At 68.3% G+C, this 14,529-nt stretch carries 12 protein-coding genes and 1 riboswitch; of the genes, 8 read left to right on the forward strand and 4 right to left on the reverse strand.

All coding sequences use genetic code 11. From position 1 onward, the window contains the following. The first annotated feature begins 29 nt into the window (after positions 1 to 29). On the forward strand, positions 30 to 1,085 hold the full coding sequence (locus ACSFBM_RS32770; protein WP_435488115.1) for a homocysteine S-methyltransferase family protein: 1,056 nt from the start codon (positions 30 to 32) through the stop codon (positions 1,083 to 1,085). Between the two features lie 169 nt (positions 1,086 to 1,254). Further along, the gene (locus tag ACSFBM_RS32775; protein WP_435488116.1) at positions 1,255 to 2,013 is read left to right on the forward strand and encodes an SH3 domain-containing protein; all 759 of its coding nucleotides are present in this window, start codon (positions 1,255 to 1,257) and stop codon (positions 2,011 to 2,013) included. Positions 2,014 to 2,025: 12 nt separating this feature from the next. Here the strand turns inward: ACSFBM_RS32775 and ACSFBM_RS32780 are convergent, their stop codons facing one another. Then, positions 2,026 to 2,949, reverse strand: a complete 924-nt coding sequence (locus tag ACSFBM_RS32780) for a LysR family transcriptional regulator (protein ID WP_435488117.1) — start codon at positions 2,947 to 2,949, stop codon at positions 2,026 to 2,028. Between the two features lie 101 nt (positions 2,950 to 3,050). Here ACSFBM_RS32780 and ACSFBM_RS32785 point away from each other — a divergent pair, with 101 nt between their 5' ends. The 5 genes from ACSFBM_RS32785 to ACSFBM_RS32805 all read left to right on the forward strand — a co-directional run bounded on the left by ACSFBM_RS32785 (position 3,051) and on the right by ACSFBM_RS32805 (position 9,823). Further along, a complete protein-coding gene (locus ACSFBM_RS32785) occupies positions 3,051 to 3,488 on the forward strand; it encodes a PACE efflux transporter (protein ID WP_435441457.1) in 438 nt (145 codons plus the stop codon). 170 nt (positions 3,489 to 3,658) lie between these two features. Beyond that, a riboswitch (S-adenosyl-L-homocysteine riboswitch) is annotated at positions 3,659 to 3,734 on the forward strand. A gap of 79 nt (positions 3,735 to 3,813) precedes the next feature. Continuing rightward, positions 3,814 to 6,528 (forward strand): methionine synthase, encoded by a 2,715-nt coding sequence (metH, locus tag ACSFBM_RS32790; RefSeq protein ID WP_435488118.1) that lies wholly within the window; start codon positions 3,814 to 3,816, stop codon positions 6,526 to 6,528. A gap of 63 nt (positions 6,529 to 6,591) precedes the next feature. Further along, complete coding sequence (locus ACSFBM_RS32795) at positions 6,592 to 8,448, forward strand: ArnT family glycosyltransferase (protein ID WP_435488119.1); 1,857 nt, start codon at positions 6,592 to 6,594, stop codon at positions 8,446 to 8,448. Continuing rightward, positions 8,445 to 9,422: a glycosyltransferase gene (locus ACSFBM_RS32800; protein WP_435488120.1), complete on the forward strand. Its 978-nt coding sequence runs from the start codon at positions 8,445 to 8,447 to the stop codon at positions 9,420 to 9,422. The genes ACSFBM_RS32795 and ACSFBM_RS32800 overlap by 4 nt, the downstream gene beginning before the upstream one ends. After that, complete coding sequence (locus ACSFBM_RS32805; RefSeq protein WP_435488121.1) at positions 9,419 to 9,823, forward strand: GtrA family protein; 405 nt, start codon at positions 9,419 to 9,421, stop codon at positions 9,821 to 9,823. Before ACSFBM_RS32800 ends, ACSFBM_RS32805 begins: the two co-directional genes overlap by 4 nt. Before the next feature lie 30 nt (positions 9,824 to 9,853). Here the strand turns inward: ACSFBM_RS32805 and ACSFBM_RS32810 are convergent, their stop codons facing one another. Genes ACSFBM_RS32810 through ACSFBM_RS32820 form a run of 3 tightly spaced genes read right to left on the reverse strand, consistent with a single transcriptional unit; the run spans position 9,854 to position 12,580 of the window. Continuing rightward, complete coding sequence (locus ACSFBM_RS32810; RefSeq protein WP_435488122.1) at positions 9,854 to 11,053, reverse strand: amidohydrolase family protein; 1,200 nt, start codon at positions 11,051 to 11,053, stop codon at positions 9,854 to 9,856. Further along, positions 10,999 to 11,787, reverse strand: a complete 789-nt coding sequence (locus ACSFBM_RS32815; protein ID WP_435441463.1) for a TetR/AcrR family transcriptional regulator — start codon at positions 11,785 to 11,787, stop codon at positions 10,999 to 11,001. The genes ACSFBM_RS32810 and ACSFBM_RS32815 overlap by 55 nt, the downstream gene beginning before the upstream one ends. Before the next feature lie 19 nt (positions 11,788 to 11,806). Continuing rightward, complete coding sequence (locus ACSFBM_RS32820) at positions 11,807 to 12,580, reverse strand: ferredoxin--NADP reductase (protein ID WP_435488123.1); 774 nt, start codon at positions 12,578 to 12,580, stop codon at positions 11,807 to 11,809. Between the two features lie 324 nt (positions 12,581 to 12,904). Here ACSFBM_RS32820 and ACSFBM_RS32825 point away from each other — a divergent pair, with 324 nt between their 5' ends. After that, positions 12,905 to 14,527 (forward strand): 6-hydroxynicotinate reductase, encoded by a 1,623-nt coding sequence (locus tag ACSFBM_RS32825; protein ID WP_435488124.1) that lies wholly within the window; start codon positions 12,905 to 12,907, stop codon positions 14,525 to 14,527. The last annotated feature ends 2 nt before the right edge of the window (positions 14,528 to 14,529 follow it).

The raw sequence follows: 14,529 nt of genomic DNA on the forward strand, positions 1-14,529 counted from the left end.
GCCATGGGCCGCTTCCTACAATCGGGGGTATGAAGAAGCCCATCGTCTACACCCGCGGCCAGGCACTTGCCGGCATCCTCGAAAAGCGCATCGCCATCCTCGACGGCGCCATGGGAACGATGATCCAGCGCTTCAAGCTCACCGAGGCGCAGTACCGCGGCGAGCGCTTCAAGGACTTCGAGCGCGACGTGAAGGGCAACAACGAGCTGCTCTCGCTCACGCGCCCCGACGTGATCCGCGACATCCACGAGGCCTACCTGGCCGCCGGCGCCGACCTGATCGAGACCAACACCTTCGGCGCGACCACCATCGCGCAGGAGGACTACAAGATGGCGCACCTGGCGCGCGAGATGAACCTCGAGTCCGCCAAGCTCGCGCGCGCGGCCTGCGACAAGTTCAGCACGCCCGACAAGCCGCGCTTCGTCGCCGGCGCCCTCGGGCCCACGCCCAAGACGGCGAGCATCAGCCCCGACGTGAACGATCCCGGCGCGCGCAATGTCGACTTCGAATCGCTGCGGGCGGCCTACTACGAGCAGACCGAAGCGCTGGTCGAAGGCGGCGCCGACGTGATCCTGGTCGAGACCATCTTCGACACGCTCAACGCCAAGGCCGCGCTGTTCGCGGTGGACGAGTATTTCGACAACAGCGGGCAGCGCCTGCCGCTGATCATCAGCGGCACCGTGACCGACGCCTCGGGCCGCATCCTGAGCGGGCAGACCGTCACCGCCTTCTGGCACAGCGTGCGCCATTCGCAGCCGCTGGCCATCGGCCTGAACTGTGCGCTGGGGGCCGCGCTGATGCGCCCGTACATCCAGGAACTGGCGCGCGTGGCGGGCGACACCTTCATCAGCTGTTACCCGAACGCGGGCCTGCCCAACCCCATGAGCGACACCGGCTTCGACGAGACGCCCGACGTCACCTCGCGCCTGCTGCACGAGTTCGCGGCCGCGGGGCTGGTGAACATCGTGGGCGGCTGCTGCGGCACCACGCCGGACCACATCGCGGCGATCGGCAAGGCCGTGGCGCCGGTGTCGGGCCGCGCGCTGGGCAGCAACAGCGCCGGCTTCTACCGCGAAGCCGCCTGAAACTGGCTCGCCCCCAGGCTTCGCGCACTTCGTGTCGCTGCTCCTTCCCCCTGCCGGGGGCAACACCTGAGGCCCGGCGAAGCCGGTTCCTCGGTGTTTCGCGAATAAGAGTTTTGGGCTGATTGACGGGTTTTGGCGGTGCGCCTAGGCTGGGCGCAAGGAGCTTTTCATGAACCGGAACACCTATCGCTGGATCGGCATCGGCGCGGTTGCCGTGGTCCTTCCCCTCGCGGCGCAGGCGCAGCAGGCCTTCACGCGTGGCGCCGTCAACCTGCGCGCCGGCCCGTCGGGCGACTATCCGCTGGTGGCGCGGCTGGCGCCGGGCCAGCCGCTCGAGGTGGTCGGCTGCACCAATGGCTACGGCTGGTGCGACGTGGTGCTGCCCGACGGCGGGCGCGGCTGGGTCTGGTCGCGCAGCCTCGACTACGCCTACCAGGACCAACGCGTGCCGCTTGCCACCTACGGCGCGGTGATCGGCGTGCCGATCGTCGGCTTTGCGATCGGCAGCTACTGGGCCAACCACTACCGCGACCGGCCCTGGTACGGCGACCGGCGCTGGTGGGGGAACCGGCCACCGCCGCCGGTGGCGGGCTGGCGTCCGCCGCCGCCGGTCAGGCCGGGCTGGCAGCCGCATCCGTGGCAGCCCGGGCCGGGCTTCCGGCCACCGGGCCCGGGCTTCCGCCCGCCGCCAGCGCCGGGCTTTCGTCCCCCGCCGGCGCCGGGGTTTCGCCCGCCGAACGACCCCGGGTTCAGGCCGCCCCGGCCGCAGCCGGGCTTTCGCCCCGGACCGCCGCCGGGCAGGCCCCACCCGGGTGGCGGCGGCGGGCGCCCGCACGGTGGCGGGCCGGGAGGCGGAGGCCATGGTGGCGGCGGGCACGGCGGGCACGGCGGGCACGGCGGGGGCCATGGCGGCGGCCACGGCCGGTGACGCACCCGGGCGCTAGAGCCCGCCGGTCTTCACGCCGCACTCCCCCGCCACCTGGCGGTTGCGTGCAATCAGCGCCACGAAGCGCTGCGCGCCCAGCCCGAGCGGCCGCTCGCGCGACCACACCACGTCGACCCACAGGTCCAGCCCATTGCTGAGGTTCTCGAACGGAATCTCGATCAGCGCGCCGGCCGCCACGTGCGGCTTGGCGAAGTTGCGCTGCAGCCAGCCCCAGCCCAGCCCGGCGGTAATCAGGCTCAGCGCGGCCAGCGCGTTGTCGGTGCGCCAGACGTGGCGCGCGAACACGAAGCGCGGGTCGCTGGTAGTCAGGTCGCGCCCGGCCACGACGATCTGCCGGGTGTTCGTCAGGTGGTCCTCGCGCAGCCGGCCGCCGTTGGTGGCGAGCACGGGGTGGTCGGGCGCGATGACCGCCACCATCAGGTCGCTGCCCACCTCCTGAAAGCCTTCGCGGCCGTCCAGGCTGGGGCGCTCGAACACCAGGGCCAGCTGCGCGCGGCCGCTGTGCAGCAGCGCCAGCGCATCGGCCTGCGGCGCGGCCAGCACCTCGACCTGCAGCAGCGGATGCTCGCGTGCCAGCTCGGCCAACGGGCCGCTCCAGGGGGCGGCCAGCAGCTCGGGCGCGATGGCCAGCGTGAGCCGGTCTTCCAGCCCCTGCGTGAGCGCCAGCGCCTGCACCTGCAACTGCCGCAACTGGGAGGCCAGCAGTCGCGCCTGGGGCTCCAGGGAGCGTGCGGCGGGGGTGGGCTGGGGCTCGCGGCCGCTGCGGTCGAACAGCGGCAGGTCGAGCTCGGCCTCCAGGTTGGCGATGGCCATGCTCACGGCCGACGGCACCTTGCGCAGCGCCCGCGCCGCGGCCGAGAAGGAGCCGTGGTCGATCACGGCCAGGAAGACCTCGACGTTGTCGCTGGAGAAAGCCATGGCGCTAGATCTATCAATAAAACTGAAACAAGTTAACTTTTTATATCAGCGAATGACACATAAAGTCCAGTCATCGCAGTCACGAACCAAGAGAAGAAGTCATGCAGGGCATTCAACGTCGCATCGTCTACATCAGCCTTTATGAGGGCATCGCCATCGTCGCGGCCAGCGCGGGGCTGGCCTTGATGACGGACGCCGGGCTCGGCCATTCGGGCATGCTGGCGGTGGGCGCCTCGGTCATCGCGGTGATCTGGAACCTGGTCTTCAATGCGCTGTTCGAGCGCTGGGAATCGCGCCAGGCCGTGCGCGGGCGCAGCGTGCGCCGCCGCATCGCCCACGCCATCGGCTTCGAGGGCGGGCTGATCGCCTTCCTGGTGCCGATGTTCGCCTGGGGCCTGGGCGTGTCGCTCTGGCAGGCGCTGGTGATGGACCTGGGCCTGGTGGTGTTCTTCCTGGTCTACACCTTCGTCTTCAACTGGGCCTTCGACCGGGTGTTCGGCCTTCCGGCGTCGGCAATGGGCGAGCCACAACCAGCGTAAGCCTGCGCTTACTTAGCCGCCATCGGGGGCCGGCTTTCGCGGCCGGCAGCGCGCATGGCCAAGGCAGCGCTCAGCCGCAGGCGCCCGGTGTCTTTGAACAGGGTGGACGCGGGCGAAGTCGGGAACTGGGGTTTTCCCCGGCCCCATTCGAATCGCCCTAAAATGCGGCCCTTCCCAAGGAGCGTTGCAGCGGTGGGCCTCACAGGCCGGCCGTCAGGCTTGGGGCGACAACGACGCTCGCCTGTTCGACTCTTCCGCAGGTGAGGCCATGTCCCAGATTTCCGCTCCAGCTACCCCCGATTCCGCGCCCCTGGCGCCCCCGCCCATGAAGCTGTCCGGTCTCGAACCGGTCGCCATCGGCGAGGGCACGCTGTTCGTCAACATCGGCGAGCGTACCAACGTCACCGGCTCCAAGGCGTTCGCGCGGATGATCCTGAACGGCCAGTTCGAAGAGGCCCTGGCCGTCGCGCGCCAGCAGGTCGAGAACGGCGCCCAGGTGATCGACATCAACATGGACGAGGCCATGCTCGACAGCAAGGCCGCCATGGTCCGCTTCCTGAACCTGATTGCCAGCGAGCCCGACATCGCGCGCGTGCCGGTGATGGTCGACAGCTCGAAGTGGGACGTGATCGAGGCCGGCCTGCGCTGCATCCAGGGCAAGGGCATCGTCAACTCCATCTCCATGAAGGAGGGGGTCGACAAGTTCAAGCACGAGGCCAAGCTGGTGCGCCGCTACGGCGCCGCCGCGGTGGTCATGGCCTTCGACGAGAAGGGCCAGGCCGACACCTTCGCGCGCAAGATCGAGATCTGCGAGCGGGCCTACCGCATCCTGGTGGACGAGGTGGGCTTCCCGCCGGAAGACATCATCTTCGACCCCAACATCTTCGCCATTGCCACCGGGATCGAGGAGCACGACAACTATGCGGTCGACTTCATCAACGCGGTACGCTGGATCAAGCAGAACCTGCCGGGTGCCAAGGTGTCGGGCGGCGTGAGCAACGTGAGCTTCAGCTTTCGCGGCAACGACCCGATGCGCGAGGCCATCCACACCGTGTTCCTGTACCACGCCATCCAGGCGGGCATGGACATGGGCATCGTCAACGCGGGCATGGTGGGCGTGTACGACGACCTGGAGCCCACGCTGCGCGAGCGCGTGGAAGACGTGGTGCTCAACCGCCGCCCGGACGCCGGCGAACGCCTCGTCGAAGTGGCCGAAACCGCCAAGAGCGGCGCCAAGGACGAAAGCAAGCGCCTCGAATGGCGCGGCACGCCCGAGAGCCCGGTGCACGTCAACCAGCGGCTGTCGCACGCCATGGTGCACGGCATCACCGACTTCATCGTGGAAGACACCGAGGAGGCCTACCAGCAGATCCTGGCGACGGGCGGTCGTCCGCTGCACGTGATCGAAGGGCCGCTCATGGACGGCATGAACATCGTGGGCGACCTGTTCGGCGCCGGCAAGATGTTCCTGCCGCAGGTGGTCAAGTCGGCGCGCGTCATGAAGTCGGCCGTGGCCCACCTGCTGCCCTACATCGAGGAAGAAAAGCTGCGCGACGAGGCGGCGGGCCGCGACGTGCGCACCAAGGGCAAGATCATCATCGCCACCGTCAAGGGCGACGTGCACGACATCGGCAAGAACATCGTCACCGTCGTGCTCCAGTGCAACAACTTCGAAGTGGTGAACATGGGCGTGATGGTCCCGTGCCACGAGATCCTGGCGCGCGCCAAGGTCGAGGGCGCCGACATCGTGGGCCTGTCGGGCCTGATCACGCCCAGCCTCGAAGAGATGCAGTACGTGGCCGGCGAGATGCAGCGCGACGACCATTTCCGCATCAAGAAGATCCCGCTCATGATCGGCGGCGCCACCACCAGCCGCGTGCACACGGCCGTGAAGATTGCGCCGCACTACGAAGGCCCCGTGGTCTACGTGCCCGACGCCTCGCGCAGCGTGAGCGTGGCGCAGTCGCTCTTGAGTGACCAGGCCACGGCGTACATCGACGAGATCAACGCCGACTACGACAAGGTGCGCACCCAGCACGCCAACAAGAAGCAGGTGCCGATGTGGCCGCTGGCCAAGGCGCGCGCCAACAAGACGCCCATCGACTGGTCGAACTACACGCCGCCTTGCCCCAAGTTCATCGGCCGGCGCGTGTTCAAGAACTACGACCTGACCGAGCTCGCGAAGTACATCGACTGGGGCCCGTTCTTCCAGACCTGGGACCTGGCCGGCCCGTTCCCCGCCATCCTGAAGGACCAGGTCGTCGGCACCGAGGCCGTGCGCGTGTACGCCGACGGCCAGCGCATGCTCAAGCGCCTGATCGAAGGCCGCTGGCTCAGCGCGGCCGGCATCGTCGGCTTCTGGCCCGCCAACACGGTGAACGACGACGACATCGAGCTCTACACGGACGAGACGCGCAGCGAGGTGGCGCTCACCTGGTACGGCATGCGCCAGCAGACCGAGAAGCAGGCCATCGACGGCGTGATGCGCCCGAGCCGCTGCCTGGCCGACTTCGTTGCGCCCAAGGCGAGCGGCCTGAAGGACTACGTGGGCATGTTCGCCGTCACCGCCGGCCTGGGCGTCGAGAAGAAGGAGAAGTACTTCGCCGACGACCTGGACGACTACTCGGCCATCATGCTCAAGGCCCTGGCCGACCGGCTGGCCGAGGCCTTCGCCGAGTCGCTGCACCACCGCGCGCGCACCGACCTGTGGGGCTACGCGGCCGACGAGGGCCTGAGCAACGACGAGATGATTGCGGAGAAGTACCGCGGCATCCGCCCCGCGCCCGGCTACCCGGCCTGCCCCGACCACAGCGTGAAGGGCCCGATGTTCGACCTTCTGGCCTGCGCGGACATTGGCATGACCCTGACGGAAAGCCTCGCTATGATGCCCGCCGCCAGCGTGAGTGGTTTCTACCTGAGTCATCCCGATGCGACGTACTTCAACGTCGGCAAGATCGGGCACGACCAGTTGCAGGACCAGGCCGCGCGGCGCAAGCAAAGCGAAGCCGAGCTCGAGCGCCTGCTGGCGCCCAATCTTTGAAGATCCTTTGAACCTGCCGGCCGGCGTGGCCGCCCGGCACCGGGAGTTGTTATTCAGAAGCTGATGTTTGCAGCCGCGCACTACGCGGCATTGGCGGTTTTCGTCTTCAGCTGCTGGGGTTATGGCCGCGCACTGCTGGCCCGCCTGGCGCCGCCGCCGCGCCGCGACGTGGGGCTCGAAGCGGCCGTGGCCGTGGCGCTGGGCGTGGGCCTTTTCATCTGCGCCTTCCAGGCGCTGGCCATCTTCGCCGCCTTCAAGACCGGTGCCACCGTGGCCCTGGTCGTGGCGGGCTTCGTGGCAGCGGCGGTCCAGCTGCCACCCTGGCTTCGCCAGCGGCGTGCCCTGCGCGCCAGCGAGCCTGCCGCGGCGCCGTGGACCTACGTCGAGCGCGTCGCGATGATCGCGCTGGCCCTGGTCGCGATGCCCGCGCTGGTCGCGCCGCTGGCCCCGCCGATCGCCTTCGACGAGCTGATGTACCACCTGCCCTATGCACGCCAGGTGGCGCAGCAGGGCGCGCTGGGCATCCACGACTGGTTGCGCTACCCCTGGTTCCCGTACAACTACAACCTGCTCTATGCCGCCGCGCTGCAGGTGAGCGACGACGTGCTGCCGCACTTTCTCAATGCCCTGGCCGGTGCGCTGTCGGTGACGATGATCTACCGGCTGGGCATGCTGCACGCCAACCGGCTCACCGCCTGCATCGGCGCGGCCATCTGGCTGGGGCTGGGCGACTATTCCAATGCGCTGATCGACATGGGCGTGGCGCTGTTCGTGCTGTCGGCCTGCGTGGCGCTGTGGTGGTGGCGCGAGTCGGAGCCGGGCCTGCCCGCGCGCATCGGGCGCGGGGCCCACGGCGGCCTGCGCTGGCTCGGCGTGGCCGCGTTCTTTCTCGGCGTGGCGGCCGGCTCGAAGTACCAGGCGCTGATCTTCCTGCCGCTGGTGACGCTGTTCGTCATTCGCCACGAGCGCCGTCCCAAGGCCTGGGCGCTGGTGTTCGGCTGCTTCCTGCTCCCGTGCGTGTACTGGTACGCGCGCAACGCCGTCATGACCGGCGACCCGTTCAACCCCATCGGCGCGCGGGTGTTCGGCTTCACCGAGTGGACGCCGGCCGACTACGTGCAGCAGGTGGCGGACGTGCGCGATCACGCGGCGCTGCCCAACGCGCTGCTCTGGGCGGTGTTCTTCGCGCCGTTCAGCGCGTGGTGGAAGCGCTCGGCCGCGGTGCGCGCCGCCGGCTGGTTCTGCCTGTACTCGGTGGTGGTGTGGGTCGTGACCTCGCGCTACCCGCGCTACCTGACGGCCTCGTTCCCGCTGCTGGCCGCCATCGCGGCCATCGGCTGGCAGGTGCTGTTCGGCTGGGCCGCGCGGGGTGTGCGGCGCCTGTTCGGTGCGCGGGAGAAGTCCGGCGCCGACGCAGTGGAAAAGGGGGCCACAGGCGCCATGAGCCGCGACACCGCGCGGTCCGGCGCCCGCATGGCCGACTGGGTGCCCGTGCTCCTGCTGGCCGTGCTGGCCGCCGTGTCGGTGCGCCAGACCGCGGTGAAGGTCGCGATGATCTCCGTCACGCCCGAGGCGCGCGAGGCCGTGCTGCGCCAGCACGTGCCCGGCTACGCCGTCATGGACTACCTGCGCCGCAACGCCACCGGCCGGGTCTACCAGATCGCGCTGAACGAGGCCATCTACTACGGCCCCAACCCCATCTGGGGCGACACCCTCGGGCCGTGGCGCTACACCGATTTCGGGGCCCTGTCGGGCGGCGACCTGGCACGCAAGCTCGGCGGCCTGGGCTTTACCGCGGTCGTGCTGCCGAACTATGTGGTGCCGGTGTTCAGCGCGCGCGTCGACTTCGACAGGTACTTTGCGGTGCAGTACGAGAAAGACGGCAGCCGGGTCTACCGTATCCTTCCTGTCGCACCATGACCGACATCGAAGCCTTCGCCTCCCACGGCAGCAACGCCCTGCGCATTGCCGTGGTCATCCCCTGCTACAACGAGGCGCTGGCCATCGCCCAGGTGGTGACGGGCTTTCGCGCCGCGCTGCCCGAGGCCCGGATCCACGTCTTCGACAACAACTCGAGCGACGACACGGCATCCGTCGCGCGCGCGGCCGGCGCCGTCGTCACGCACGTGGTCTTGCGCGGCAAGGGCAACGTGGTGCGGCGCATGTTCGCCGACGTCGAGGCCGACGTGTACGTCATGGTCGACGGCGACGCCACCTACGACGCGGGCGCGGCCCGCCGGCTCATCGAGCGCCTGGTGGCGGACAACCTCGACATGGTGGTCGGCAACCGCGTGGACGACGGCCACGACGCGCACACCTACCGCGCCGGCCACCGCCTGGGCAACCGCATGCTCACCGGCGCGGTGGCACAGCTGTTCGGCGGTGCGCTCACCGACATGCTCTCGGGCTACCGCGTGTTCTCGCGGCGCTATGCCAAGTCGTTCCCGGCGCTGTCGCGCGGCTTCGAGACCGAGACCGAACTCACAGTGCACGCGCTCGAACTGCGCATGCCCTACGCCGAGGAAAGCACGGCCTACAGCACGCGTCCCGAAGGCTCGGTGAGCAAGCTGTCGACCTACCGCGACGGCTGGCGCATCCTCAAGACCATCTGCAAGCTGTTCGTGAGCGAGCGGCCGCTGCAGTTCTTCTCGATCATCGCGGCGCTGCTGGTGCTGCTGTCGATTGCGCTGGTCGTGCCGCTGCTCATGACCTACCTGCACACCGGCCTGGTGCCGCGGCTCCCCACGGCGGTGCTGGCCACCGGTGCGATGCTGGGCGCGATGCTGTCCTTCGTGTGCGGCATCGTGATGCACACCGTCACGCTCGGGCGCCAGGAGGCCAAGCGGCTGCGCTACCTGGCGATTCCCGGGGTGCGGGAAAGCGCTTCGCAATGAAGATCGGGCGCGAGTTCCTCTCCTTCGCCGTGGGCGGCGTGATCGGCCTCGTCGTCGACGTGGTGGTGCTCTACCTGCTGGCGCCGCTGCTGGGCTGGTATGGGGCGCGCGTGGTGTCGTTCCTTGCGGCGGCCACCACCACCTGGGTGTTCAACCGGCGCTACACCTTTGCGGCCAGCGCATCGGCGGGCGGTGTATCGCTCTGGCGCGAGTACCTGGCCTACCTGGCCACCATGGCCGGCGGCGCGGTGCTGAACTACGGCGCCTATGTGCTCGTGCTGCACTGGGTGGAGGGCCGCTGGGCGGCCGCCCTCGGCGTGGCGGTGGGCAGCCTGGCCGGCATGAGCGTCAACTTCCTGTCGGCGCGCTACCTGGTCTTTCGCTCGCACCGCGGCGGCTGAGGCCGCCGGGCGCAAGAGCCTTCAGGGCGCTCAGTGCGCGCCTGAAACAACCACCGGAATCTCTGTCGCGGGCGGCGTGTTGCGGCTGCGGCCCGAGCGCACGATGCCGTCGATCATCACCATGCCCACGCCCGGAATGTCGCCCAGCTGCACGCTTTCGAGCAGGCCCGGCGCGGGCGAATGCTGCGCGCGGTCCATGAAGACGAAGTCGGCGTCGCGGCCCACCTCGATCAGTCCGCAGTTCAGCTTGCGGATGCGCGCCGTGTTGCCCGTGGCAAAGCAGAACACCAGCTCGGCCGGAATGTTCGCGATGGACGACAGCATCGCCACCATGCGCAGGATGCCCAGCGGCTGCACGCCCGAGCCCGCGGGCCCGTCGGTGCCCAGGATCACGCGGTGCGGGCACTTCAGTTCCAGCGCCGCCTTGGCCGCGGCAATGGCCACCTTCTCGTTGCCGTTGTGCACGATCTCGATGGCGCGCGAACTCTTCTCGCACAGCTCGCACACATGCGCCTCGGGCAGCGAGGTGTGGCCGCCGTTGATGTGGCCGATGATGTCGGCGTCGGCCTCGAGCACCACGTCCTTGTCGATCAGGCCCGAGCCCGGAATCGACGGGCCGCCCGTGTGGATCGTGCTCTGGATGCCGTGCTTGCGCGCCCAGGCCACCATCTCTTTCGCCTCGTAGCCGGCCTTGACCGAGCCCAGGCCCACTTCGCCCAGCAGCGTCACGCCGGCTTCGGCCAGTTCCTTGAAGTCGCTCTCGACCATGCCCTTCTCGATGATCGGCGCGCCCGCCAGCACCTTCACGCCGCCGGGGCGGAAGTTGTCGAAGGCGCGCTGCGCGGTGATGGCCAGCGCCTTCAGGCCGACGATGTCTTTCGGTCGGCCGGGCAGGTGCACCTCGCCGGCCGAAATCATGGTCGTCACGCCGCCGTGCATGGTCGAGTCGATCCAGCCGATCTGGCCCTGGCGCGGCGTCCAGTCGCCGAACACCGGGTGCACATGGCTGTCGATCAGGCCCGGCGCCACGCAGGTCTTTCGCGCATCGATGACGGTCTTCGCGCCTTCGAGGTCGCAGTCCTTTTCCTTGCCGACCGCCACGATCAGGCCGTCGTTCACCACGATGGTGTCTGCGTCGAGGATGGGCTTGTCGATGTCGCCCGAGAGCAGCAGCCCTATGTTCTTGATGACGACCTTGCCCGACTTGCCGCCGGTTGCGATTTCTGCCATTTCGATGTGTCCTCGTGGGGTGGGGTGGTGTTGTTGTCTGGCGGCCGTTGCGGTTCTTGCGGCTCGTCCGCGCGCACCGTGCGCAGCAGCGTCTCGATCACGAAGTCTTCCCAGTGCGTGACGGCTTCCGGCGACTCCAGCGGCTCGCCGAGGAAGGCGGTGAGCGTGTGCCGGTTGGAGGTGTAGAAATAACCCGTGGAGGCGATCAGCAGGTAGATGTCGCGCGCCACCAGGTCCTTGCGGAACAGGCCCTGGGCGGCGCCGCTGGCCAGTATTTCCGCAATGATCGCCACCGCGCGCGACGAATACTCGCGCGCGCGCAGCGACTTCGAAATGTGCCGGCCCTTGTGCAGGTTCTCGGTGTTCAGCAGCGTGACGAACTCGGGGTTCTTGCGGTAGTAGCCCAGCACGAAGCGGATGACTTCGGTGAGCGCCTCCACCGGGCGCGTGGCGTCGAGCGCAATCGCGGCCTCGGCGTCGTCCATGCGCTTGTAGATGCCTTCGAGCACTGCAATGAAGAGGCCTTCCTTGCTGCCGAAGTAGTAATAGATCATGCGGTCGTACGACTTGGCAGCCTTGGAGATCTTCTCCACGCTGCCGCCGTCGTAGCCGTACTTGGCGAACACCTTGGTCGCCGATTTCAGGATGCTGTCGCGCGTGGCCTGGGCCGCCGCCTCGCGCACGCCGGTGCGGCGCTGGGGCTTGGTCTTGGGTGCGGAGCGGCTGTCGGCCATCGGGCGCGCGAGGTCCTGCTTATTTCTCGGCGAAGGCGCGCTCGACCACGAAGTCGCCCGGCGTGCTCGTATTGCCTTCCTTGAAGCCGCGCTTCTCCAGGATGTGCTTCAGGTCGACCAGCAGGCCGGGGCTGCCGCACAGCATGACGCGGTCTTCTTCGACGTTGAGCGGGGGCAGGCCCAGGTCGTCGGTGAGCTTGTTGCTCTCGATCAGGTCGGTGATGCGGCCCTGGTTGCGGAATTCCTCGCGCGTGACCGTCGGGTAGTACAGCAGTTGATTGGCGATCATCTCGCCCAGGATCTCGTGCTTGGGCAGGTGGTCGGTCACGAGGTCGTGGTAGGCCAGCTCGTCGACCTGGCGCACGCCGTGCACCAGGATGACCTGTTCGAACTTCTCGTAGGTGTCCGGGTCGCGGATGATGCTCATGAACGGTGCGAGGCCGGTGCCGGTGCCGAACAGGTAGAGGCGCTTGGCCGGCAGCGTGTAGTCGATCAGCAGCGTGCCGGTGGGCTTGCGGCCCACGATGATGGTGTCGCCCACCTGGATGTGCTGCAGCTTCGAGGTGAGCGGGCCGTCCTCGACCTTGATGCTCAGGAACTCGAGGTGCTCCTCGTAGTTCGGGCTCACGATGCTGTACGCGCGCAGCAGGGGCTTGTTGTTGACCTTCAGGCCGATCATCGTGAAATGACCGTTCGAGAAGCGCAAGGCCGGGTCGCGCGTGGTGGTGAAGGTGAACAGGCGGTCGGTCCAGTGGTGGACGCTGAGGACGCGTTCTTCGCTGAATGCACTCATACGGAACTCAAGAGTTGGTTGGAAACAAGGGAGGTTGGCTGAGCCGACGTGCACGCCCTTGGGGCGAAAACCGTCGGCCGGCTCCGAACCCTCCATTGTCGTTGGTCGGAAAAACCCCGATGGATACCGCGAGAAAACACCATTGCAAGCATCGGGCCCGTTTGCTACATTGATCGCGAATGTAGTGAACGCAACATGAAAGTGTAGGGAATGCTACACAAACGGAGGTCGCCGCACAAGCGGGCAGACGGCACGTTTGTTGCAACGATCCGTGCACCCGATTCGTCGTTCACACATGCCCGACACGCCCCACGAGATGCCCCGATGACAGAACACACCAAGACAGATGGCCTCCCCGGCATGGACATGCCCGTGCCGGCCGAAGCCGGCGCCTTCGGCAAGGCGCCGCTGCGCAACGAGCGCATGAGCACGGCCAAGGTCGAGTGCAACGCCTGCCCGGTGCTGTGCCAGATCTCCGACGGCCGCACCGGCGCGTGCGACCGCTACGCCAACAAGGAAGGCGTGCTGGTGCGCGTCGATCCGGTGGTGCTGCTGCGGCGCACCGTGCAGAGCGAAGCGCCGGCGCTGGTGCCTTTCGATCGTTCCGGCGTCGAAGCAGTGGACGCGGATGCGGCTGCGGCCGACCCCGACTGGAACGGCGACCTGCTGCACGCCGACGAGGTCTTCGTCACCGGCGTGGGCTCGTCCACCACCTACCCCGACTACAAGCCCGCGCCCTTCATCGTGGCCTCCAAGGCGCAGGGTGTGGACATGGTCACCGTCGTCACCGAAGGCATCTTCAGCTACTGCAGCTTCAAGGTGAAGATCGACACCGACCGCTTCCTCGGCTCCGAGCAGGCCAACGTGCGCTACCGCGGCGAAGTGGTGGGCCATGTCACCACGGCCGAGTACGGCTCGCAGATGCTGTCGCTCGGCGGCGTGCACCACCTCACCGGCGGCAGCAAGAAAGAGGGCCGCATGACGGCCGAGCTGATGCAGTTCCTGGGCAACAAGAGGGCGGTGGAGTGCACCATCGACGGCGGTTCCACCCTCGTCATCCAGGCGGGCAAGGCGCCCGTCGTCAACGGCGTGGAAGAACAGCGCATGCGCGTGGGCTGCGGCTCGGCGGCAGTCGGCATCTTCGCGCGCCAGTTCGCGGGCGTGGCCGACGAGGTGGTGGTGGTCGACGACCACATCACCGGCGTGCTCACCGAGCACCAGGCCGGCCGCTGCCTCGACATGGCGCCCTCGGGCATCCAGATGCTGGGGCGCAAGTCGACGCCGGGGCGCTACTTCCAGGTGGCCAACCCGGGCAACGGCTGGGGCGGCACCGACATCGCCGATCCGCTGTCGATCATCGAAGGCTGGGAAGAGGGCGTTGCGCGCCCGGGCTTGCGGCTGCTCATGACATCGACCACCGGCGAGCATGCGCAGTGGTACGTGCTCGACGAGTCGCTCAAGCCGGTCGAACAACCCATGCCGAGCGAAGTGAGGCGTATCGTCGAGCGCATCGGCGAGAACTGCGAACCATCGCTGTGCACCGTGCTGTTCCTAGGTGGTGCGGGCGGCAGCCTGCGCGCGGGCGTCACCGAGAACCCGGTGCTGCTCACGCGCGCCATCAAGCGCGCGCTGGTCAATGTGACGTGCGGCGGCGCACCGGCCTATGTGTGGCCCGGCGGCGGCATCACCGTGATGGCCGACGTCATGCGCATGCCCGACAACAGCTTCGGCACCGTGCCCACGCCGGCCATCGTGGCGCCCATCGAGTTCAGCATGCGGCGCGACGACTACGAGGCGCTCGGCGGCCACATGGAACACATCTTCCCGCTGGCGCAGGCGCTCGCACGCGGTGCGTGGCAGGAAGACGGCGCACCGCTCGCGCGCCAATGGCTCGCGATGGACGACGCCAACCCGTGGCCGCTCGGCCACGCCCCCATGCTGGGCTGATC

This window comes from Variovorax pasteuri (genome assembly GCF_051216435.1).
GTDB lineage: Bacteria > Pseudomonadota > Gammaproteobacteria > Burkholderiales > Burkholderiaceae_C > Variovorax.

Bases quoted from the DNA above. Each gene is read 5' to 3' on its own strand.
- ACSFBM_RS32770 (WP_435488115.1), top strand. From the start codon at position 30: ATGAAGAAGCCCATCGTCTACACCCGCGGCCAGGCACTTGCCGGCATC.
- ACSFBM_RS32775 (WP_435488116.1), top strand. From the start codon at position 1,255: ATGAACCGGAACACCTATCGCTGGATCGGCATCGGCGCGGTTGCCGTG.
- ACSFBM_RS32780 (WP_435488117.1), bottom strand. From the start codon at position 2,949: ATGGCTTTCTCCAGCGACAACGTCGAGGTCTTCCTGGCCGTGATCGAC.
- ACSFBM_RS32785 (WP_435441457.1), top strand. From the start codon at position 3,051: ATGCAGGGCATTCAACGTCGCATCGTCTACATCAGCCTTTATGAGGGC.
- metH (WP_435488118.1), top strand. From the start codon at position 3,814: ATGAAGCTGTCCGGTCTCGAACCGGTCGCCATCGGCGAGGGCACGCTG.
- ACSFBM_RS32795 (WP_435488119.1), top strand. From the start codon at position 6,592: ATGTTTGCAGCCGCGCACTACGCGGCATTGGCGGTTTTCGTCTTCAGC.
- ACSFBM_RS32800 (WP_435488120.1), top strand. From the start codon at position 8,445: ATGACCGACATCGAAGCCTTCGCCTCCCACGGCAGCAACGCCCTGCGC.
- ACSFBM_RS32805 (WP_435488121.1), top strand. From the start codon at position 9,419: ATGAAGATCGGGCGCGAGTTCCTCTCCTTCGCCGTGGGCGGCGTGATC.
- ACSFBM_RS32810 (WP_435488122.1), bottom strand. From the start codon at position 11,053: ATGGCAGAAATCGCAACCGGCGGCAAGTCGGGCAAGGTCGTCATCAAG.
- ACSFBM_RS32815 (WP_435441463.1), bottom strand. From the start codon at position 11,787: ATGGCCGACAGCCGCTCCGCACCCAAGACCAAGCCCCAGCGCCGCACC.
- ACSFBM_RS32820 (WP_435488123.1), bottom strand. From the start codon at position 12,580: ATGAGTGCATTCAGCGAAGAACGCGTCCTCAGCGTCCACCACTGGACC.
- ACSFBM_RS32825 (WP_435488124.1), top strand. From the start codon at position 12,905: ATGACAGAACACACCAAGACAGATGGCCTCCCCGGCATGGACATGCCC.